The 22,013-nt window shown below is 73.6% G+C and carries 12 protein-coding genes; 4 read left to right on the top strand and 8 right to left on the bottom strand.

All coding sequences use genetic code 11. The annotated features are described in order from the left end of the window. Positions 1-351: 351 nt before the first annotated feature. Positions 352-1,356: a hypothetical protein gene (locus LO771_RS11585; protein ID WP_230650855.1), complete on the top strand. Its 1,005-nt coding sequence runs from the start codon at positions 352-354 to the stop codon at positions 1,354-1,356. A 2-nt stretch (positions 1,357-1,358) separates the two neighbouring features. On the opposite strand, the gene LO771_RS11580 is transcribed toward LO771_RS11585, so the two are convergent. The 8 genes from LO771_RS11580 to LO771_RS11545 form a co-directional block, all read right to left on the bottom strand. Next, positions 1,359-3,947 (bottom strand): sensor histidine kinase, encoded by a 2,589-nt coding sequence (locus tag LO771_RS11580; RefSeq protein ID WP_230650851.1) that lies wholly within the window; start codon positions 3,945-3,947, stop codon positions 1,359-1,361. Then, on the bottom strand, positions 3,944-7,408 hold the full coding sequence (locus tag LO771_RS11575; protein ID WP_230650848.1) for a hypothetical protein: 3,465 nt from the start codon (positions 7,406-7,408) through the stop codon (positions 3,944-3,946). Before LO771_RS11575 ends, LO771_RS11580 begins: the two co-directional genes overlap by 4 nt. Before the next feature lie 54 nt (positions 7,409-7,462). Then, a complete protein-coding gene (locus LO771_RS31315) occupies positions 7,463-11,152 on the bottom strand; it encodes an AAA domain-containing protein (protein ID WP_230650845.1) in 3,690 nt (1,229 codons plus the stop codon). A 133-nt stretch (positions 11,153-11,285) separates the two neighbouring features. After that, positions 11,286-12,887, bottom strand: coding sequence for a cellulase family glycosylhydrolase (locus LO771_RS11565; protein ID WP_230650842.1), 1,602 nt, complete (start codon positions 12,885-12,887; stop codon positions 11,286-11,288). 701 nt (positions 12,888-13,588) lie between these two features. Further along, complete coding sequence (locus LO771_RS11560; protein ID WP_230650838.1) at positions 13,589-14,077, bottom strand: ATP-binding protein; 489 nt, start codon at positions 14,075-14,077, stop codon at positions 13,589-13,591. A 169-nt stretch (positions 14,078-14,246) separates the two neighbouring features. Then, complete coding sequence (locus LO771_RS11555) at positions 14,247-15,020, bottom strand: enoyl-CoA hydratase/isomerase family protein (protein WP_230650835.1); 774 nt, start codon at positions 15,018-15,020, stop codon at positions 14,247-14,249. Between the two features lie 197 nt (positions 15,021-15,217). After that, positions 15,218-16,507 carry an Ig-like domain-containing protein gene (locus LO771_RS11550; RefSeq protein ID WP_230650832.1) on the bottom strand — a complete coding sequence of 430 codons (1,290 nt, stop codon included), beginning with the start codon at positions 16,505-16,507 and terminating at the stop codon, positions 15,218-15,220. Between the two features lie 174 nt (positions 16,508-16,681). Continuing rightward, complete coding sequence (locus tag LO771_RS11545; RefSeq protein ID WP_230650831.1) at positions 16,682-17,908, bottom strand: Ig-like domain-containing protein; 1,227 nt, start codon at positions 17,906-17,908, stop codon at positions 16,682-16,684. Positions 17,909-18,145: 237 nt separating this feature from the next. On the opposite strand from LO771_RS11545, the gene glgX reads away from it, so the two are divergent. The 3 genes from glgX to LO771_RS11530 all read left to right on the top strand — a co-directional run bounded on the left by glgX (position 18,146) and on the right by LO771_RS11530 (position 21,845). Then, the gene (glgX, locus tag LO771_RS11540; RefSeq protein WP_230650830.1) at positions 18,146-20,434 is read left to right on the top strand and encodes a glycogen debranching protein GlgX; all 2,289 of its coding nucleotides are present in this window, start codon (positions 18,146-18,148) and stop codon (positions 20,432-20,434) included. A gap of 74 nt (positions 20,435-20,508) precedes the next feature. Continuing rightward, a complete protein-coding gene (locus LO771_RS11535; RefSeq protein ID WP_230650828.1) occupies positions 20,509-21,054 on the top strand; it encodes a sigma-70 family RNA polymerase sigma factor in 546 nt (181 codons plus the stop codon). Next, positions 21,051-21,845, top strand: a complete 795-nt coding sequence (locus LO771_RS11530) for an anti-sigma factor (protein ID WP_230650825.1) — start codon at positions 21,051-21,053, stop codon at positions 21,843-21,845. The genes LO771_RS11535 and LO771_RS11530 overlap by 4 nt, the downstream gene beginning before the upstream one ends. The last annotated feature ends 168 nt before the right edge of the window (positions 21,846-22,013 follow it).

The raw sequence follows: 22,013 nt of genomic DNA, 5'->3' as shown, positions 1-22,013 counted from the left end.
GGGTGCCCGTGGAACCCAGGGAACCGGGTAGTCCTCAGCCGCCCCATGGGCTTCGCCCTGAACTTGAACCCGTCCGGCAGGAAGGGTTGCTGACTTTGGTTCAGGTACGGTTCAGACAGCCCCTCCCGCTCCAGCGGGACATGCCCCGGGAGTGCGCCGCAGCAGGGCTCGCCGCCCCGTGGCGCGGAAGGTCCGGACGTGCCCGCGGAGGCGAGCGGTAAACCGGTCCGGACCGGGCAGGCCCGCGCCCGTCGCCCGGGTGTCCGGGAGCCTTGCTCCCGCGCAGGGGCCGGGCGCCTCGGATGCACCCGTCCCTGCCCGGTCCGCCGTACCGCGCTCTAGCATGAGGCCATGGGGGACGGGGTTCCGGAGCAGGACAGGCCGTACGTCAGCGCGCTCGGTGAACTGGTCGTGGAGAGCTCCGCCGGGGGGCGGACGCCGCTCGTCGGGGTGGGAGCGGCCATCCTGCTGCGGCTGCTCTTCATGCAGGGGCAACTGGTGTCCTGCGAGAGCATCAGGGACATGCTGCCGCGCCGGGGGTCCTCCGGCGCGGTGTACACCCATGTCGGCAAGGTGAACGCGGTCCTCAGGAGGCACGGGGTCGAGATCCCCAGGTCGGCTTCGAGCGGCTACCGGCTGCCGAAGGACCTCCTCCGCCTGGACGTGCTCGAATTCCCGGGCCGGGTCGCGGCCCTGGGAGGAGCACCGGACACCGGCGAGGTGGCCCGCCTGCTCGCGATGTGGCGCGGGGATCCGCTCCAGGTGCACCACCTGGTCGAGGACAGGCACTGGAACGCGGCGGTCAGGGCACGGCGGCAGCTGGTGGACGCCGTGTCGGCGCTGTTCCGGCAGGGTGTGGAGGTGGAGGGCTGGGCCGTGTTCGCGGACCGGTTCGGACACGACCCGGCCGTGGGGCGCGCGGACGCCCTTTACCCGGGGCGGAGGGCCAGGGCACGGCGGCGGCTGCTGATCGTCGAGGACGACGAGCAGATGTGCCGGCTGCTGGAGACCCTGTTCGGGGACTGCGACATCACCACGGTCAGAAACCTGGACGAGTACCACCGGCTCATGGCCGGCGATCCGCCCCAGTTCCACGGTGCCCTGGTCGACCGCCACCTGACCCCGCGCAACGACGACAACCACGGCTTCCACGCCCTGATGGACCTCCAGAAGCGCAGGATCCCGAGGATCCTCATCACCGCGTACTTCCTGAGCGGCGACGTCGAGCAGAACTACCGGCACCTCACCGAGCGCTTCGGGCTGTCCGGGATCTGCACGAAGGCCGACCGGACGGACGGCACCTTCGACAGCCTCCACGTCCGGGAGGCGGTCGACCGCATGCTGGGCCCGGGCTGATCTCAGCCGGCCGGGGCCCCGGTGACCGGCAGTTCGATGCGCACGTGGGCTCCGCGGAGCTCGTGCGAGCGCCCCAGGAACCGGAGGGTGCCGTTGTGGTCCACGATGAAGTTCCGCGCGAAGGCGACCCCCCGGCCGCTGCCCTTAGGCGCGGTCGGCGGAGGGCCGCCCACCAGCCCGTTGAGGAAGGGCAGCCAGCACTCGGCCACCCCCGGCCCGCTGTCCTCCACGTCGATCCGGGCGACGGGGCTGCCGGCTCCCCCGCGTCCGCGCGGCAGGAGGCCGAGGGTGACCCGGATCCTTCCGTCGGTCCCGACCTCACGGAGCGCGTTGTCGAGGAGGTTGCCCACAGCCATCTTGAGGAGCTGATGGCTGGCCCAGACGACCACCTCCCGGTCGGTGCCCGGGACGAAGTCGACGGCGACGCCGGGCGGCGCCTCGGCCAGCAGTCCCAGGCAGTGGCTCTCGAGTTCGGACCGCAGGTCCAGAGGCTCCTTGGTGTTCAGGTCGTCGTACAGGCGCTTGGGGTCCCGGGCCCGCGCCTCCGCCAGCTGGCTCTCCTCCACGGCCCGCAGTGCACCGTGCAGGTTGGCGCGCCCCCCCTCCGAGAGGTCGTCGCGCTCCAGCGTGCGCCTGATGGCGTCGGCCGCTCCGGCCAGCCGGTTGACCCTCGTGTGCGCGTACGACTCGCGCACCTCCAGCAGGCCGAGCACCGCGCTCTCCTCGCTCCGGTCCCGACGGTCGTAGAGCTCCCGCAGGTCCTGGTCGAGGAGGGACTCGACACGACGCGGGTCGGGGCCGGTGAGGAGGGCCGCCAGACCGGGCCCGTTCCAGCGGTACCGGCCGCTCCCCGGGTCCTGGCGCAGGAAGCCGGCGGCCGCGACCCGGGAGAGGGCGGCACCCAGTTCCATCGGCAGGCTTCCCGCCGTGGACGCGGACGGACCGAGGACCGCCGCGACGTCCTCGGGCGACAGGGCCAGGTCGGGCTCACCGCGGACGAGCAGCAGGACCGAGCGCAGTGCAGCGGCCGCCTCACGGTCGGAGCCGAGGAACGACTGCTCCACCACCGTGTCGTGGAAGGCCGCCTGGGCGTCGGGGTCGGCGCGCCACTCCTCCAGCGCCTCGGACGTCAGCTCGTAGGGCCGGTCGGTGTCCGGTATCAGCCCTGCCAGCGCGGCCCGCAGCGCCACAGGATGGCCGTCGGTGTCGTACAGGAGCATGTCGACGGCGGCATCGGTGGAACGGACGCCGAGCAGGTCCAGCCACCAGGCGAGGTCCTCGTGCTCCTCGTGCGGATGGGCGGCGGGACCGGAGCGGTCGTCCGGCAGCGGCTGCCGGCCGACGATGTCCACGACCCGCAGGCCCCGGCCCATGGACCGCAGCAGGTTGACCGTGCGGTGGCCTCGTGAGGTGGCCCGGCCGTGGCGGTCCGGGGCGGCGAGCTGGAGCACCGTACGGACGTCGAGAACCGCCACGCCCGGCGGGACGAGCTCCCGCTGCCGGGCCGTGGCCTGCATGCGCAGAACCAGCCAGGCCGCCGGCCGGTCCTTCTCCGGGACCTCGGGCGACCAGCCGTCCGGGCCCACGTACAGCCGGAGCTTGCGAGGCAGGGCGAGTTGCGGGATGCGCTGGTAGTCGGCGACACCCGAGAGCCAGGTGACGAATCCGCCTCCGTACTCCTCCACCTGGTGCCGGGCGGCGTCGGCTCCGAGATGGGTGTCGAGGGCGTTGGCGAAGCCGCGCACAGTCTCGGCCGACACGTTCAGGTGCAGCTCTGCGAGTGCCGCCACCAGCGCGGTGCCGGACTCGTCGTCCGGCAGCCACTGGCTGCCGAACTCCGGGCGGGCGCCCACCGAGCCGGCGTACCACGCCAAAACCTCGCGCACGGGCACGTCCGCCCACGGCCAGATCCGCTGGCCGGGCACGGTGAGCGGTCCGCCGACGGCATCCGGGGAGGGACCTGCGTCCAGCAGCCTTTCGGCGGCGGCGAGTTCACCCTGGCGCAGGCAGTTCCGTACGGCCTGCTCCCAGTCGGCGCAGGCCTGACCGGGCGCGTCGGTCCCGCCCGAGGTCCAGCCGTCCTCCTCCACCGCAGCGCAGAGCCGGTCATCCAGTTCGGCGACCCGGCGCCTCTCGGCCTGCTCCAGGCGCCCCTGCCAGTCGGCGAGGACCGCGTCGGCGTCCGCCGACCGGACCTCCAGCAGCGGCTCCAGCCCCTCCGGTGGTCGGTCGGCGAGGCCGGCGCGGACCGCCCGGCGGGCCAACCGGTCGAGACGGCGCCCGAGCCGGGCCCTGGCCTCGGCGACGGCCGCCTCGACGGCGCCCTCCGCGTCAACCCAGCCGGGCACCTGCCGGGCCGCTGCGAACTCGCCCCGCTCGATGAGCGCCGATGCCGCGTGCTCGGGGAGCCCCATCGGGCGAGCAAGTCCGTCGGCGACCGCGTCCGCCGCCGCGTCGGCTCCGAGCGCCGCATCCTCGCCCGTGCGGCTGAGCAGGGCCAGCAAGGACGGGTAGCGCCATCGCCCGGCCCAGTGGGCCACCAGGTCGCGGGGGACGGCGGGGACCTCGGGCTGCTCCTGCGCTGCGGTCATATGGATCCCCCCCAGGCGGCGATGTCGGACAGTCGGGCGAGCACGTCCCGGGCGAGCAGCGGCTCGGGGCCGTCCAGGTCCTCCGCCGCGGCAACCACCCGGGGCAGCAGCGAGGACAGCGCGCGGGCCACGGGAGCGTGCCCGGCAAGCCTGCGGGTGCCTGCCGGGCTGTCCGCGTTCAGGAGCGCCACAAGGTCGGCGGCGCCCTCGGCGACCTCGACGAGCCTGGCGACGAAGTTGAGACGCTGGTTGTTGGCCATCAGCCGAAGCTCGTGCGTGGCCCCCACCGAACGGGTGGCACGGTCCAGGACCCGGTCGACGTCGGAGGCCGGATGGGCGGCCAGCCACTGCCGTACGGCTTCGCCGTCCCTGGCGTCGATCGGGCCCTTGAGGCAGCCGAAGTCGCCGTCGGGGCCGAAGAGCCGGGCATGGGTGCGGGTGCCGGACTGGAAGCGGAAGGTGACCTGGGCCGCGCGGCCGTGGCGCCGGGACAGTTCCTCCCACGCCCGGTCGACCTCCGTCCGGTGCCGGGCGCGGTCCGCCTGGGCCCGGATCTCGGCCACGGGCACCGGGCCGAGGGCGCTGTCGCCCCAGTGGTCCCGGCCGAGCCGGGAGAGGGCCCTCCAGGGTTCGGCGAGGTACTGCTCCAGCAGGTCCAGGGCCTCCGCGGCGGCATCTCCCCGTTCCGCGGTCAGGATCTCCGCCACACACAGCGAGACCAGGGCGGCGGCCTCGGCACCGGCCCAGGGTCTGGACCGCTTCAGGCTGTCCTCGACGTCGAGGGCGGCCTCCAGCACCGCTTCGTCGAAGTGGGCGCCGCCGCGAGCGGCCGCCACCAGCGACAGCGGCAGGCGGGGGCGGGTGTGGTCCCCGGGGATGGCTGCACGCAGCACCACGGCCTCGACGAACATGCCGCGCTCCCAGCAGTCGCGCATCAGCCAGCGGCGCCAGGTCCGGGCCTCGGGGCTCCCGGCGAACCGTCCGCTCGCGTACGCGGCCGCCGGACGCAGCACCGGGCGGTAGGCGTCGTGCCGCCTCAGGGTGTCGAGCAGGGCCCACACGGCGTCGCCCCCCTGGGTTGCGAGCTGCTCGACGCAGTCACGGGCCAGTGCCGCAACGGCGGCCGGGTCTCCGGACGGGGCCTCCTCCGCCACGGTGTTGAGCAGGCGCTGGGCGCGGCCGGCCATGTCCGGTGCCGCCGCCTCGGCCTTGGCGGCCGTGGGCGGGCTGCTCTCCACCGAATCCGGCGCGTCGCGCTGCGGGGCACCGTGCACGGCATCGACCAGCTGGTCGGCTGTGCGCCGGTCGATCAGCCTGAGACCGATCTCGCTGGGACGCTTGTGGGAGAGACCGGGAGCCTGGCTGCCGAGGGAGAGCAGGTCGAAGCTGCCGACCAGCGCCTCGTCGTCGCTCACCATCAGACGGGCGTTGGTCGCCTGCTGGACGACCTGGAGACCACGGTCGGCGAAGGCCGCCTTCAGGCCGGCCAGCAGGCGGCGGGGGCCTTCGGCGACGCCGGTCGACTCGGTGGGCCGGCCGTGGGCGACGGTCACCCGGACACCCGCCCGGAGCAGCTTCTCCAGGGCCGCGGACGCGCGGAAGTCGAAGGCGTCCGGGCCGACCCGGGCACCCGACAGCAGCAGTCGGGAGCGGCTGTGGCGCAGTGCCTGCCACAGGGTCTCACGGTGCGCCCCGTCCACCTGGACCATGGCCCACGGCAGTGTGCGGGCCTCGAGCTGTCGGCGCAGGGCGGCCGCATACTCGACCCATGCCTGGCCCCACACCGCCGTCACCGCCGCAGAGGGCGGCGCGCCGTCGGCGGGCACGGCGGGTTCGGCGGGGAGCCCGGGAAGCAGGGGCTCCCAGGAGGAGGACCGCTCCTCCTCGGCCTCCCCCTGCCTCGCTGCGTCACCGGGCGGCTCCCCACCGGACGCGGTGCTCGCGCCTTCGGTACCCGCGGCCTCCGTGAAGTCGCTGTGCCGGATGTGGACCTTCTGGCCGACCGAGTAGTCGGGCACTGCGGTCCTGGCCCAGCGCAGGAGCCCTTCCACGGGATCGCAGGGGCCGGAAGTCGGGGCCTCGACCCGCACACCGACCTGCAGGGCGCGGTTCTGCCGGTCGCGGCCCTCCCTGCCGTGCCGGGGCGGTGGAGGGCTCAGGAAGCGGTGGCCCGTCACCAGCGCGGCCCGGTCGTCGCAGACCGCCAGGCAGGCATGGGTCCGGCTGGGACGGTAGGTCCATACGAGCTTGCCGCGGCCCGCCCGCCGCAGGTCGTTGAGGAGGTTGCGCACCTTCTCCGAGACCTCGTCCCCGTGCCTCTCCCCCCACAGCAGGACAACGTGGACGCCCCTGGCCAGCGCCTGGCGCAGGTGCTCGGAGAAGGCGTAGAGGGGCTCGTAGCCGACGGAGGGGCAGGCGAGGACGATCTGCCGGCGCGCGCGTTCGATCAGCTCGACGACGGTCTCGCGGTGGTCGTCCGGGTCGACCACGACGCGGGTGCGGACCTCGGAGGCGACCCGCAGCCGAAGCAGTTCCGTCACCTGGCGGCTCTGCCTGGCGAGTTCGTTGTGCCGGGCATGCTGTGTCCCGGGGGCGGATCCGGAGACCCCGGCCGCCGCCTCCTCCAGTCGCTCCAGGGCCGTCTCCAGGGACGGGGCCTCGACGAACTGGCTGTTGGCGGCACGGCGTACCTGGGTGGCGAAGGCGTTCTCCGGCAGGGTCTCCAGCAGCTCGGCGATCCGGCTGAGGGCGCGCAGCCGGCTCTCGGTGGGAAATGCCGGGTCGTCGGAGAAGAGGCGGATCTTCTGGGCGTCGTTGTCCCACCCCACGGTGATGCTCAGGGGCAGCCAGCGGTTCTGCGGCGGCGGACGGAGGTCGGCGGGGACGAGCTGGGCGGTGAGCACGCGCTGCTCCCGGCCCTGTGCGCCCTGGCGGCGCTCCTGGCGGCGCTCCTGGCGCAGGTGCTCGTGGAGGGCGTCGGCCAGCTCGGCCTGGGTGAACGTGTCGTCCGTGGCCCAGCGGTCGAGCACCGGGACGACGTGGTGGCCCTCCTGCGGTCGGGGGGAGCCGTTGACCGGCATGAGGGTGCCGGTCAGGGAGTCCACCATCAGGGGGTACTCGACGCTGTGGACCTCGGCGCCCTCCAGTTCGTGCAGCGTCCCCTGCGCCGCGCGGCGCCGGACGTGGTCCGCGGCCCGTACCACGCCCCGGGCGAGGTCCAGGGTGATGTAGTTCTTGTGCCACAGGTCGGAGATGATGTCGAGGGTGAGGCGCTGACCGAGGCCGAGGCTGCGGGCCAGTTCGTCGGCTCCGTAGACGGCCGGCTCGTCGAGGCCGTCGGCCTCGTGGAGCGTGAGCTTCTTCAGGACGATCTGTTCGATCGGGGAGACGAACCGGCCGTAGCCCAGCGTGACCCTGACCGGCACCACCACGCACCGCACACTGACCGTCAGGTTGCCCATCCGTGCTCCTCCCCCGTCCCCCGTGCGCCGATCGGACCTGCCGTGCCGCGGCGCTCAGTCACCGAACGCCCGCCCGGCCGGCAGGACCAGGCCGTACTGCCGGAACGCATCGCAGACCTGCGCCCAGAACTCCACCCCGCTGCCCGCGAAATGCTCGAGGTCGCCGACCATGACCAGAAGTCGCCGAGCGCGCGAGCACATCACGTTGACCAGATCGGGCTGGACCAGGTGGCCCAGGTTCTTCCACGGCTGGTCCTTCGCCTCGCTCCGGTTGCGGTCCCGGACCAGGGAGACGACGACCGCCTCGGCCTCCCGCCCCTGGTAGGCGTGGACGGTGTGGACGAAAGGGGCCAAATCGCTTCGGGCGCGCAGCAGATCGGTCTGCTGCCGGTACGGGGCGAGCACGGCCAGGGCGTCGTGGCCCCCGCCATCGCGACGCGGCTGGGGACGCGGGCTGAGCCGGGACACCAGCTCGGACACGACCTCGACCTCACCGCGGTTCTTCCAGGCGGGCTCGTCCTCGCAGCCGGTCAGGGCGTGCGTGTCCAGCCAGACGAGCGACGCGTCGCCCAGCCATTCCGGCGCACCGTAGCCGTGCGGCTCGTCGGCCTTCCCGGTGCGGATGAGCCCCTCGCCCCCGGGGTCCTCGGGATCAGGGTAGAAGACCCGGCTGATCAGGTTCCCGATGGGCCGGTTCATCCGGAACTGCGTGCTGAGCGTGCGTACGGGCCGGGACAGGGAGCCGTCGGCCCGGTCGGTGCCGGCGGCCGGCCGGTCGAAGAGGCTGCCGAACATGTTGAAGACGCGCAGGTACTCGGCACTGCGGGAACCGTGCAGGGCCAGAGCGGGGTCGGGGTGGTCGGCGGAGTCGTGCAGGAAGCGTTCGACGTCCTGTCTGCGGTGGGCCGGGAGCTGGTGGTGATCGCCGATCAGGGTCCATCGCAGGCCCTGGGCGAGGGGGATGGCGATCTCGGTGGGCCACGCCTTGGCAGCCTCCTCGATCAGCACCCAGTCGAACGGCTCCTCGTTGCCGGTGACCGACATGTGCTCCGGGTCGGCGGACGAGCAGGTCGCGAAGACGAGGTTGGCGGAGCGCCGGATGCGGTCCGTGAGTTCGGGCACGGCCCCCTTCGCCACCTTCTCCCACTCCTTGAGCAGCTGCAGCTCCCGGCTGTCCCGGCCGGCCTCCTTCTGCGCCCTGACGGCGTACTTCTGGAGGGCCTCGGAACGCGCCTCGGCGAGCTCTGCGGGACGGAAGGGGCGCAGGCGGTCGTCCACGCGGTCGGCGGAGGAACTCGTGGTGACACGCAGCGCGATGATGTCGCCCACGGTGAGCGCGTCGAGCGGACGGTTCTCCGGCGCGTCCTTCCCACCGGCCTCCCCCTGCTGCTCGTCCTCCGGGGCGAGCCGCTCCAGGATCCGGGCGGCCAGGTTGTCCAGGGCCCAGTTGGACTGGGCCGAGACCATCACCCGGGCAGCGGGCTCCTGCCGGAGGTAGGCGATGACCGCTCTCGCGGTCATCTCGGTCTTGCCGGTGCCGGGGGGCCCCTGGAGGGCGAAGAACGGCTGCGACACCAGCATGTCGGTCACCACCTCGCCCCCCACCAGGCCGGTGCCCGCGTCCTTCCAGCGCTCCGGAAGCCCCTTGATCGTCGTCGGGCTCTGGAGCTGCTGGAGGAGCACCTTGTTTCCCAGGAGCTTCCAGCGCGCGTGCAGCTGGCGGCGGTAGGCGACCCAGCTCCCGAGATCCCCCGCGGGACGGATCCAGCCCCGGTCCGGGGGCCTGCCGCTGTCGGAGTGCAGGCGGACCCGGATGGCCTGCTCGCCCAGCTGGTCGTCGAGGCTGACGAGGACCCGGCGGTCGCGATGGCGCCGGGGAGCACCGTTGCGGTCGTCCAGGACCTCGATGTCGCCCCCCTCCTCGGAGGCGAAGGAGGCGAAGAAGTCGCCGAGGGGCGGCCGGAGCGCCGGGTCCTCGCAGTAGTAGGTCAGCATGGCGTTGCGGTGCCTGCGGGCGTCGTCGCGCGCCGCGTCCAGCCGCAGCGTCAGGTAGCGGGCTCCGCTGTCCTCCTTGTCGACCTCGTAGGCGTACTCACGGGCCTGGAGTTCCACCTCCTGGTAGCTCAGCAGCCAGTCGAAGGCCTGCTCGTAGACCAGGTCGGTCGGCGAGTCGACCACCGCCCGCGCGATCGCATCGACGAGCGGGGTCCACTTGGGCCGGCCGGCCTGCGCCCTGGCGAACTCCGCCGGGTGGATGTTGTAGGCGACGGCCTCGACCGAGGGGATGGTGCGGTGGAAGCGGGTCCGGGCGACGTCGTCCAGAATCGAACGGCCTGCGGAGCTGTCGAGGGACACCGTGTACTTGATCACCAGGGTGTCCTCGCGGGGCGGGCCCAGCGCGGTGCCGAGCGCACTGAACGGCCGGTAGCGCTGGCAGAACCAGGCCGCCCGCGCCCCGATCAGGAGCAGCTGGGCCTCCCGCTTGGTCTGCTTGTCCCCCGGAACGACGTAGGGCACGGCCCCGTGGGGCGCGTGGACCAGGCGCGCCCCGCACAGGTCCTGCTCGATGAGCTCGGCGAGCTCCCGGTGCCCTTCCTCGGACTCCGGGTCATGGGTCAGCCATCCCCAGTGGTACAGCGTGTGGCGGGACTCGGCGGGGAGGAAGGCCATCAGGTAGGGCAGCTGGACATCCGAGACCTGGGCCCAGTGGCCCGATATCTCCTCGTAGTTGCTGCTGATCCGCTCCACGACCTCGTAGCTGGTGGGCCGTTCGCGGTGGTGGTGGGCGAGCATGTCGGTGAGGAGCGTCCGCAGGGGGCCGGGAAGGTCGGGGTGGCCGGCGAGGGCTTCCCGCAGCGCCGTGTGCCGGTTGCGCGCCCAGGCGAGCAGGTGGTCGCTTCCCGGGGCGGAGGGAGCCGCCGGACCGGGCCTCTCGGGGAGGAACCACTCGGCGACGGTGGCGCCCAGGCTGAAGACGTCGGAACTGGCGTGGTCGGCGGGCTCGGTCCCCTGGACCGGGAAGAGGTAGGCGAGCCTCTCCGGGGCGCAGTAGGCCAACGCCTCGGTGTCCTGCCCGAGCAGGAGGCGGGTGACCTGCTCGGCGGCGTGCTCGGTGTCCATCTCGGTCGCCCGCAGCAGGTTGCCGATGAGGGCGCTCATCTCGAAGCGGGAGAGTCGCAGCTGCAGGCGCTCGGGACCGACGGGCATGGAGGTGTCCTGGTGGACGTCGATGCTGCCGGGCCACAGGTTCCGGTGCACGATCTTCTGTCCGTGCAGTACGGACAGTGCGTCCGCAAGGAAGAAGAACTGCCTGACCGCCACCGCGTGCTGTCCCCGGAGGTCGTCCAGGAGGCCGCCGTCGGCAAGGCTGTCGACAGCGCCCTTGGTGACCACGTACGCGAATCCGTTGACATCGAAGCCCTTGGAACGGGTCGCCTCGGCATCCCGGTAGCCGCCGGTGACGATCTCCGGGAGTGCCGGGTGCCGCAGGGCCGCCGCGCGCAGCAGCACGCGGACCTCCTGTTCCCACAGGTGGCCCGCGACGTTGGAGAGTCCCTGGTAGAGCTGGAGCGTCACCGGGAACTGGCCGCCGTCGGTGAGGTCGTACCGGTGCAGCGCACCGGAGATCAGCTCGTGGCCGCACTCGGCGACGTTCCGTCCGGCGGGTGTGCCGTAGCGCCCCAGGGCGGTCTGGGGGTCGCAGAAGAAGTACTCGACCAGCCGGTCCGTCTCCGCCGCTTCCACTGCGCCTCCGCTCGCCCCCAGGTCCCCGCTCGCACTGCGGCTCGTCCATACATAGCGCAAACCGGCCCGGGAATCAGCCGGTTGGCACGGTGATGGCTCCTTCCGACACCAGGGCCGCCGTGCGCGGGGGCGGTCAGCCCGCGGTGCAGACCGGGGTGAGCGTGCCGGGCGGGCCGGTCACGTTCGCCTGGAAGCCCAGGTCGGTCGAGGCCCCGGGCGCCACCGACGCGTTGTAGTCGACGTTGGCGGCGGAGACGGACGCGCCGCTCTGCACGACCGTGGCGTTCCAGGAGTTGACGATCTTCTGGTCGCCGCCGAAGGTCCAGGTGACCTTCCAGCCCTTCGTCGGCGCGCTGCCGGTGTTCTTGACGGTGACGATGCCGATGAAGCCGCCGCTCCACTGGTTGTCCACGCGGAAGGACGCGGTGCAGCCGGAGTCGCCGCCGCCCGTGCTCCCCGCCTGGGTGGTGGCGGTGACGGCGGCGGACGCGGGCGAGGTGTTGCCGGCCGCGTCACGGGCCTTCACGGTGTAGGCGTAGGCGGTGGAGGCGGTCAGGCCGGTGTCCGTGTAGGAGGTGCCGGCGGTGCTGCCGACCTTGGCGCCGCCGCGGTAGACGTCGTAGCCGGCGACGCCGGTGTCGTCGGTGGCGGCCCCCCAGGAGAGCGAGACGCTGCTGCTCGTGGTGGCGGTGACGACCGGTGCGCCGGGCGCGGTGGGCGGCGTGGTGTCGGTGCCGCCCCCGCCGGTGCCGCTGTAGACGGACGCCTCCTTCGCGGTGGACCGGATGCCGTTGGCGCCGTTGAAGACCCGCTGGCCCCAGCTGGTCAGCCGGGAGGCGTCGAAGCCCGTCGCCATGTCGAGGTACTCGACCCCGCCGCCGTTGCCGCTCCACGACCAGCCCAGGTAGCCGAGCCCCAGCGACTGCGCGGTGGACATGATGGCGTCCTCGTCGGGGTCGCCGTCGGTGTGCTTCCAGCCGAACTCGCCGACCACGATGGGCAGTTTCGCCGAGACGAAGCGGTTGAGGTAGTCGCTCACCTTGGCGGCGGTGTTGAAGACGCCGTACATGTGCACCGAGAAGACCGTGTTGGCCTCGGGGTCGGCCGAGAAGACCGTGCGGGCGTTGTCGCGCATGGTGAAGGACCAGTCCTGGCCCCAGTTCGGCGCGTCGACCATGAGGGTGTGGTGGAAGCCGGCGGCGCGCATCTTCCGGATCGCGTCGGCGGTGTCGTTGGTCCAGGCGCCGGTGTTGGCGTTGCCGTAGGGCTCGTTGCCGATGTTGATGACGACGTAGCTCTCCTGGCCGTCCAGCGCGCTCTTCACACCGGCCCAGTAGTCGGCGGCCCGGCTCAGGGAGACGGCACCGCTGCTCTCGCCGTAGCCGGTGGTGTCGTGGACCTCCAGGACGCAGATCAGGCGGTCGGCCTTGCACCGGGAGACGATGTTGGCGACGTCGGCCGTGTCGTTCTTCGTGTAGAGGTCCCCGCTGGAGAGCACCACCCGGACGGTGTTGGCGCCGAGCGCCTTGATGTCGTCGAGGGCGTTGAGGTGGGTGGGGTACCAGGTGTGCGCGTGGCTGACGCCGCGCATGACGAAGTCGCTGCCGCCGGCCTCCACCAGACGGCCGTTGCTCACGTGGAGGCCGGTCGCGGCGTGCGCGGGCTGGGCGGCGGCGAGCATCGGGACGACGAGTGCGAAAAGCGCCGCCAGGGCACCCGCAATGCGTTTTCTCATGGGACGACTCCCCTGTCGGGAGGAATCTCGCGGATTCCGTTCGGGGGTCGCGGCACAGCACGGCGACCGGGCTCTGCCCCTGTTCCGGCCTGGGGCTTCGACACCGTGTCGACCGGCGACATCGTCGCCCGGGGCCGGGGCGCAGGGCGCCCTTCCGGCTGCCCGAATGGTCGACGGCATTCGGCGCGGGACTCAGCGTAAAGGCGCACCCGAACGATGACAACGGTGTGAACCGAACCGGTTTAGCAGATTCCCCGGGAGACTGCCCGGACCCTCCCCGCGGACACTGCACGGACGCCGCACGGGCCCTGCACGGACGCCGCGCCGGGAGGGGCGTACGCCGTGCGGGCAGGGCCGCACCGGGGGGCGGACGCACACTCCGGAGCCAAAGATCCGGCGCAAACAAGGCCTGCAGCCCGACAGGCTCACGAACACAAGGTGAATCGATATGCACACCTTTGAATGCCAGGCGTACGGTTTGCCCGACTGTCCCACCCTGTGGGACACTGGTACCCGTTGACCACGGCCTCCGCACGACCCGGCACGGCCGTCACGCACCGCACGGCACGCACCCCCTCTGGCCTGCGCGGTGAGCTGCAGGGCCCCCGCACCGCCTCATCACGGCGCACGGGGGCCCGCATGCGTTCCGGGCGCCTCCCGCCCCCCCGGCGGTCCTGCCTCCCGGGCGGTCCCTCGGCCCCTCAGCGCTCGCGCACCCGCAGCTCGAACCAGACGCTCTTGCCCCGCGACAGCAGGTCGGCGCCCCAGCGGTCGGACATCGCCTCCACCAGCTGCAGCCCCCGCCCGGAGTCCGCGTCGGCCTCCACCCGGATCAGGCACGGCAGCGCCCGCGACGGGTCCCGCACCTCGACGCGCAGGCAGCCCGGCCGGCGGGCGAACCGCACGCCCACCGTGCGGCCGCCGGTGTGCCGTACGGCGTTGGCGACCAGCTCGCCCACGAGCTGCTCGGCGGCCTCCCGCTGCTGCACCAGACCCCAGAGCTCCAGCACGGAGAGGGTCAGCCGCCGCGCCTCGCCGGCCGACTCCGCCGTCGCCGGCAGCCGCACCTCGTCGACGGCGGGGTGCGAGAGGCGGTCGAAGAAGGCGGCCTCCAGCGGGTCCGGGGCGAACTCGTCCGGGAACCCCGGGCTCGGGTGGTGCGTCCGCTCTGCTTCTCCCCGGCCCGACATGCGCCCATCATGGCCGCTGCGGCCCCCGGACGTGGCCACAACCGGGAAAGGATCATCAGTCGTACGATCGCGCCGCCCGCGCCGCGGCGGGGTCCGGCCACGGCGCGGGCAGCGGTCACGGGCGGCGCCCACGGGCGCCCGGCCACGGCGCGGACGGGGCGCGGGCGCGTCAGCGGAACTTCGCCTTGCCCGGGCCCTCCTCGACGAAGCTGCGCATCCCGATCTCGCGGTCCTCGGTGGCGAAGAGCCCCGCGAAGAGGCTCCGCTCGATCGCGAGCCCCGAGTCCAGGTCGGTCTCCAGGCCGCGGTCGACGGCCTCCTTGGCGGCGCGCAGCGCGAGCGCCGGGCCGGCGGCGAGCTTCGCGGCCCACGCGTGCGCGGTCGCGTACACCTCCTCGGCGGGGACCACCCGGTCGACGAGGCCGATGCGGAGCGCCTCGTCGGCCTTGACGTGCCGGCCGGTGAAGATCAGGTCCTTGGCCCGGGAGGGGCCGACGAGCCGGGCCAGCCGCTGGGTACCGCCCGCACCGGGGATCAGGCCGAGCAGGATCTCGGGCTGGCCGAGGCGGGCGTTGTCCGCCGCGACGCGGACGTCGGCGCACAGGGCGAGTTCGCAGCCGCCGCCCAGCGCGTAGCCGGTGACCGCGGCGACCACCGGCTTGGGGATGCGGGCCACGGCCGTGAAGGCCTCCTGGAGCGGGCCACCGCGCTCGGCCATGTCGGCGTACGACATGGCCTGCATCTCCTTGATGTCGGCGCCGGCCGCGAAGACCTTCTCCCCGCCCCAGAGCACGACCGCGCGCACGTCGGACCGGCGCGACGCCTCCTCGGCGGCCTCGCGGAGCTGGTCCTGCATGGCGGCGTCGAGGGCGTTCATCGGCGGGCGGTCCAGGCGGACGGTGCCGACGCCGTCCTCGACGTCGAGGTGGACGGAACGCGTCATTGCGGCCTCCGGGGTGGGTGGTGCGGAACGGGTCCGGTGCGGGCGGGGTACCGCCCGGGCCGACCCTAGCGCGTGGCCGCCCGGGGGCCGGGACGGAGGGCCGGGCACGGCGGCCCGGACACGGCCGAGGCCCGGCCCCGGGCACACGCGGTGCTCCGGGCCGGGCCTCGGCGGGCGGCCTGGCGGCTACGGGCCGGTCAGCTGCCGGCCGTCCACTGCGACCAGTCCATGTTCCAGCCGTTGATGCCGTTGAACGGGTCGACGGTCCTGTCGTGCGAGTGGACCACCTCGACCACGTCGCCGATCAGCGAGTGGGAGAAGAACCAGGCGCCCGGGGTCCCCGGGTCCTTCGCCCCCTTGGCGTCGCGCAGGCCCACGCAGCCGTGGCTGGTGTTCTCGGCGCCGAAGATGTCCGGCCTGCCCCAGTAGTTGCCGTGCACGAAGGTGCCGGAGGTGGTCAGCCGCATGGCGTGCGGCACGTCCTTGATGTCGTACTCGCCCTTGAAGCCGACCGAGTCGCCGTTCATGCGGGTCTCGGTGTACTTCTCGGAGATCACCATCCTGCCGTTGTAGGTGGTGTTCTGCGGCGACCCGGCGGAGATCGGGATGGTCCGGAGCACGGCGCCGTTCTTGCGGACCGTCATGGTGTGCTTCTCGGCGTCCACCAGGCTGACCTGCGAGCGGCCGATGGAGAACTTCACGTCCTTGGACTGCACGCCGTAGACGCCCGGGGAGCCCTGGACGCCGTTGAGCCGCAGGCCCAGGGTGACCTGGGTGCCGGGCGCCCAGTAGTCCTTGGGGCGGAAGTCCAGCCGCTGGCCGTCGACCCAGTGGCCGACCACGTCGACCGCGGGGTTCGCGGTCACCTTGATGTGGCCGAGGACGTCCTTGCGGTTGGCGATCGGCTTGTTGAACCGCAGCGAGACGATCATGCCGACGCCGTAGGTCTGCCCCTGCTCGGTGTTGAAGTAGCCGATGAAGGTGTTGGCGGGCGTCAGCGTGGTGAAGGTGGCGTTCTCCACCGCCTCCAGGTTCTTGGCGTCCTTGGCGTGCGCCTCGACCCGGTACTTGACGCCGGTGTTCAGGGAGTCGGCCGGCGTCCAGCTGCTGCCGTCGGCGGCGAGGGCGCCGGCGACGGCCGCGCCGGACTCCGAGGTGACCTTGACCGAGGTGAGCTTCCCCTTGGCGACGGTGACCTTGAGGGCGTCGCGGGTCGGGACGTTGGAGGCGCCGTCCTTGGGCGTGATGGAGATCACGGCGTCGGAGGTCTTCTGCGCGGCGGCCTTGTCGGCCTGGCTGGCGCCCTTGTCGGCGCCGCCCTTGCCCCCGGACGCGTCCGAGGACTTCGACCCGCCGGAGCTGCAGGCGGTGACGAGGGCCAGCAGGAGGCCGAGGAGCAGGGCGAGCGCACCCCGCGCGGCGCCCCGGTTCCTGCCTCGTACGGCGCTCGGGCGTATCGCGGCGGCTGCCGCCTGTTCCGGCTTCACGTGTGTGCTCCCCTCCCGGTTTCACCTCACTACACGCACAGGGGGGCGGGCCGGTTGCACCGGGCCGTGATCCTGCACGCGGCTGGACATCCGAGGATAACGGCAGGCAGCGGCGGCCCCGGAGCGAGGGCGCGGGCGGCCGCGGGGCGGGCGGGGCCCGGCAGGGGGGCGCGGTCAGCGGGGCTGGGGGCTCCACTGCGACCAGGCGAGGTTCCAGCCGTTGAGCCCGTTGGCCGGGTCGACCGTGCGGTCGTCGGAGCCCTCCACGCGGACGACGTCGCCGATCAGCGAGTGGGCGAAGAACCAGCCGGCCGGGGTGTCGGCGCCGCCGCCCTTGGTGTCGGCGAGGCCCACACAGCCGTGGCTGGTGTTCTCGGCACCGAAGACCGAGCGGGGGGCCCAGTAGTTGCCGTGCACGAAGGTGCCGGAGCCGGTCAGCCGCATGGCGTGCGGCACGTCGGGGATGTCGTACTCGCTGCCCAGGCCCACGGTCCGGGAGTTCATCCGGGTCACCGCGAACTTCTCGGACACCACCAGGTACCCGTTGTAGGTGGGGTGCTGCGGGCTGCCCGCCGAGATCGGCAGGGTGCGCAGCACGCCGCCGTCGCGGCGCACCGTCATGGTGCGGGCCCTGACGTCGACGGTGGAGACCTGCGAGCGGCCGACGGTGAACCGCACGTCCTTGCGCTGCACCCCGTACACGCCCGGCGCGACCCGCTGGTCGCGCAGGCGCAGCGACAGCAGCACCCGGGTGCCGGGCTTCCAGAAGTACTTGGGCCGGAAGTCCAGGCGGGTGCCGTCGAACCAGTGCAGCCGCACCGGGACGGGCGGGTCCGCGGTGACCCGCACCGCCCGCTCCACCGCGGCCCGGTCGGCGATCGGCCGGGTGAACCGCAGCGAGACGGGCATGCCGACGCCGACCGTCGAGCCGGCCTCGGGCGTGAAGAACGCGACGGCGGTGTGCTTCGGCACGAGGGTGGTGAAGGCGGCGTGCCGGGCGGCCTCCAGGCCCTCGGCGTCCCGGGCGGTCGCGTCCACCGTGTAGCGGGTGGAGAGCGCCAGCGGCGCGTCGGGCAGCCAGGCGGCGCCGCCCGGCTCCAGGTGGCCGGGGACGGTGTGCCCGCCGTCGTCCGCCAGCCGGACCGAGGTCAGCCGCCCCCGCTCGGCGGTGACGCGGACGGACCCGGTCGGCGCGACGTCGGAGGCGCCGTCGGTCGGCACGACCGTGACGGCGGCGCGGGAGACCCGCGGGGGCGCGGGGGTGGCGGCGACGGCGCCGTCCGAGGAGGGGCGCACGGGGTCGGCGGGTCGGCATCCCGCCAGTGCGGCCAGCACGAGCAGGACCCCGCCGACCGCGGCGAGGGCGGTGCGCCCGCCCCGCGCGGTGCTTCCCGGGTGCATCCCGGCGCCTCCCTGGACTCACTCGGACGGCCGATCCCGCAGGTGCCGACCGGGCCGGGCCCGGCGCCCGGCCAACCGTCCCAACGATCCGGCGCCCGCAAGGACACGGCCGCATCACCCAAAGCGGTGGAGCGGTCACGGAGGGTCGCTGACGGATTCCGTGCGTGACAGGCGCCCCCGATCTGGGGAAACAAGGAGTGACGGGGCACGGGACGCCCCGCGGTGGGAGGGTGCGCCATGGCGGCATGGCAGCAGGTCGGCGGCGGACCGGACGAGGGCCGTGCCCGCTCCGACCCACGCCCGGGGACCGAGCTGCGGCTCGTCCCGACCGGGCCGGTCGTGGCGCCGCCGGAGCCCGACCCGGGGCCGGAGCCCGCGTGGCCGGGCAGCTGGCAGCCGCTGGGCGCCCGGTACCGGACGGCGGCCGACGGCACCCCGGGCACCAACTTCGCCCTGTGGGCGGCGGGCGCCGAGGCCGTGGAGCTGTGCCTCTTCGACGACGACGGCGCCGAGACCCGCCACCCGCTCGCCGAGCAGACCTTCCAGACCTGGCACGGCTTCCTGCCGGGGGTCGCCCCGGGGCAGCGGTACGGCTTCCGGGTGCACGGCCGCTGGGACCCGTGGACCGGCGCCCGCTGGAACCCGGCCAAGCTGCTGCTGGACCCGTACGCCCGGGCCGTCGACGGCGTCGCGCGCACCCACGACGCCCAGTGCGGCTCGGTCCGCGACTGGCCGGAGGCCGACGTGGCCGACACGGTCCGCGACAACCGGGACTCGGCCCCGTACGTGCCCAAGGCCGTGGTGGTGCAGGACGACGACGACTGGCAGGACGACCGGCGGCCGAAGACGCCGTGGGCGGAGACGGTCCTCTACGAGGTGCACGTGCGCGGCTTCACCATGCGCCACCCCGGCGTGCCCGAGCACCTGCGGGGCACCTACGCCGGGCTGGGGCACCCCGCCGCCGTGGAGCACCTGGTGCGGCTCGGGGTGACCGCGGTGGAGCTGCTGCCGGTGCACCAGTTCGCCGACGAGGACCATCTGCAGCGCCGCGGCCTGCGCAACTACTGGGGGTACAACACCCTCGCCTTCTTCGCCCCGCACGGCGGCTACTCCTCCTCGGGCACCCGGGGGCAGCAGGTCGGCGAGTTCAAGCGGATGGTGCGGGCGCTGCACGCGGCCGGGATCGAGGTGATCCTGGACGTGGTCTACAACCACACCGCGGAGGGCGGGGCCGGCGGCCCCACGCTGTCCTTCCGCGGCATCGACAACGCCGCCTACTACCGGCTGCCGCCGCTGCACCGGCGCGGCTACGCCGACTACACCGGCTGCGGCAACACCCTGGACACCCGCCGGCCGCACGTGGTGCGGCTGATCACCGACTCGCTGCGCTACTGGGTCGCCGAGATGGGCGTGGACGGCTTCCGCTTCGACCTGGCGGCGGCGCTGACCCGCGGCAGCGACGGCGTGGACATGGACTCCCCGTTCCTCGCCGCCGTGTCCCAGGACCCGGTGCTCAGCCGGGTGAAGCTGATCGCCGAGCCGTGGGACGTCGCCCCCGGCGGCTACCAGGTGGGCGGCTTCCCGCCGCTGTGGGCCGAGTGGAACGACCGCTACCGGGACACCGTGCGGGACTTCTGGCGCGGCGCCCACCCCGACGTGCGGCAGCTCGGCTACCGGCTCTCCGGCTCCTCCGACCTGTACCAGCGCGGCGGCCGCCGCCCCTACGCCTCCGTCAACTTCGTCACCGCGCACGACGGCTTCACCCTGCGCGACCTGGTCTCCTACGACCGCAAGCACAACGAGGCCAACGGCGAGGACAACCGCGACGGCACCGACGACAACCGGTCGTGGAACTGCGGCCACGAGGGGGAGACCGCCGACCCGGGGGTGACCGCGCTGCGCCGCCGCCAGCTGCGCAACATGCTGGCCACCCTGCTGCTCTCCGCCGGCGTGCCGATGCTGGTCGCCGGCGACGAGATGGGCCGCACCCAGGGCGGCAACAACAACGCCTACTGCCAGGACAACGAGACCGGCTGGGTCGACTGGTCGCTCCTGGACGACCCCGGCTGGCGGGCGCTCGCCGACCTGGCCGGGCGGCTGGTCCGGCTGCGCCGGGAGCACCCGGTGCTGCGGCAGCGGGCGTTCTTCTCCGGGCGGCCCGGGCACCCCGGCGGCCTGCGGGACCTGGCCTGGTTCACGCCCGCCGGACGGGAGATGACCGAGGCGGACTGGTACGAGCACACCGGGACGCTGGGGATGTTCCTGTCCGGCAGCGACATGGCCGAGCGCGACCCGGCGGGGCGGCCGGTGCGGGACGACAGCTTCCTGCTGCTGCTGAACGCATCCCACCGCGACGTGCCCTTCGCCCTGCCCGGCCGGCCCTGGGCCGGCGGCTGGCGCACGGTGGCGGACACCGCCGCGGAGGAGCAGGCGCAGGCCCCCGGCGAGGTGCTCGCCGCGGGCGCGGAACGCGTGCTGGAGGGCCGGTCGCTGCTGCTCCTGCGCGCGGATGAGCCCTCGTCATAACCTCAGCCTCAGGTCATCCTTAAGGGAGTCTAGGGTGCCTTGAACCACTCTGCGGCAACGGGCGTACTGGACCCATGCAGCAGACAGCCACGGCAACAACGACCATCACGGCCCACAGCGACTCGGAGTGGGTGCGAGCCCTGTACGCGCGGTACGGACGCTCTGTCCTCGGACACGTCCTGCGGCTGCTGCACGGCGACTACCAGCGGGCGGAGGACCTGGTGCAGGAGACGTTCCTGCGGGCGTGGCAGCACCGGGCCACCCTCGACCCCGAGCGCGCCGGGCCGTGGCTGCACACGGTGGCCCACAACCTGGTGGTGTCCGCCTTCCGCCGGACGCAGGCGCGTCCGCCGGAGAGCCCGCTCGGCGAGGAGGAGCCTCCCGGGCGCGGCGAGGACGAGCTGGACCGGATGCTGGAGAGCTGGCAGATGGCGGAGGCCCTGCGGGGGCTGCGGCCGGACCACCGGGCGGTCCTGGTCCAGGTGTACTACCTGCGGCGTACGGTGGCGGAGGCCGCCCAGCACCTGGGCATACCCGCGGGGACGGTCAAGTCGCGCTGCTACTACGCGCTGCGCGCACTGCGGAACGTGCTGGAGGAACGAGGGGTGACAGCACCATGACGTGCCAGGAGAGCGTCTCTCTGGGCGCCTACATGCTCGGAGCGCTCGACGGCCGGGAGCGCGCCGCGCTCGAACGGCACCTCGACGGATGCCCGCGCTGCCGGGACGAGCTGGTCCAGCTCGCACCGCTGCCGGGGCTGCTGCGGCGCACGCCGTTCGAGGAGATGGCGGAGACCGCCGAGGACGCGGAGGCGTTCCACCGGCTCGCGGCGGTGCCCCGGACGGCCGGGCCGCCCGCGGAGCCGGCGCCCCCGTCGCCGGGCGGCGGCGGGACCTTCCTCCCCTCGGCACGCGGCGGACCGCCGTCGCACCGCGCCGCCCCCCACCACGAGCCGGCGCCGGTCTCGCACCGCCGGGACCACAGGGCGAGGCGGCTGCTGACCGCCGCCTCCGTCGCGGTGGCGGCCTGCGCCACCGGCGCCGCCGTCTACCTCGGGGTGACGCGCGGCGACACCGCGGCCGCGCAGCCGGCGGCCGCCACCCTGCACGCGACCGACCCCGCCAGCCGGGTCGGCGCCACGGCGGGCCTGGTCCGCAAGGCGTGGGGCACCCAGGTGGAGCTGCGGCTCGACGGGCTGCCGCAGGGCATCCGCTGCTCCATGGTGGTGCACACCCGGGACGGGCGCACCGAGACCGGCGGCACCTGGGGGTCGGGCTACGCCGACACCACCTCCGTGCCCGCCTCCACCTCGGCCCGGCCGGAGGACATCAGCAGCATCGACATCGTGTCCGACTCCGGGCACCGGCTGGTGCGGCTGACACAGGGCCAGGGGGCCCGGCGGGACGGGTAGCCGTCCCCGGCCGGCAGGCCGCAGCAGGCCGCAGCAGGCGGCACGCCCAGCACGCCCAGCACCCCCAGCACGCAGCACGCAGCACGGGACACACCGGGATGGCGGAGCCGTCCCGGCCTTTCGCATGCCGGTCCTCCGCGGGTCCGGCACCCCTCCTCCCGTGCCGGG

This window comes from Streptacidiphilus sp. ASG 303 (assembly GCF_020991365.1).
GTDB lineage: Bacteria > Actinomycetota > Actinomycetes > Streptomycetales > Streptomycetaceae > Peterkaempfera.
Note: the sequence above shows the minus strand (reverse complement) of the source record. Positions and strands in the feature narration are given on the sequence as shown.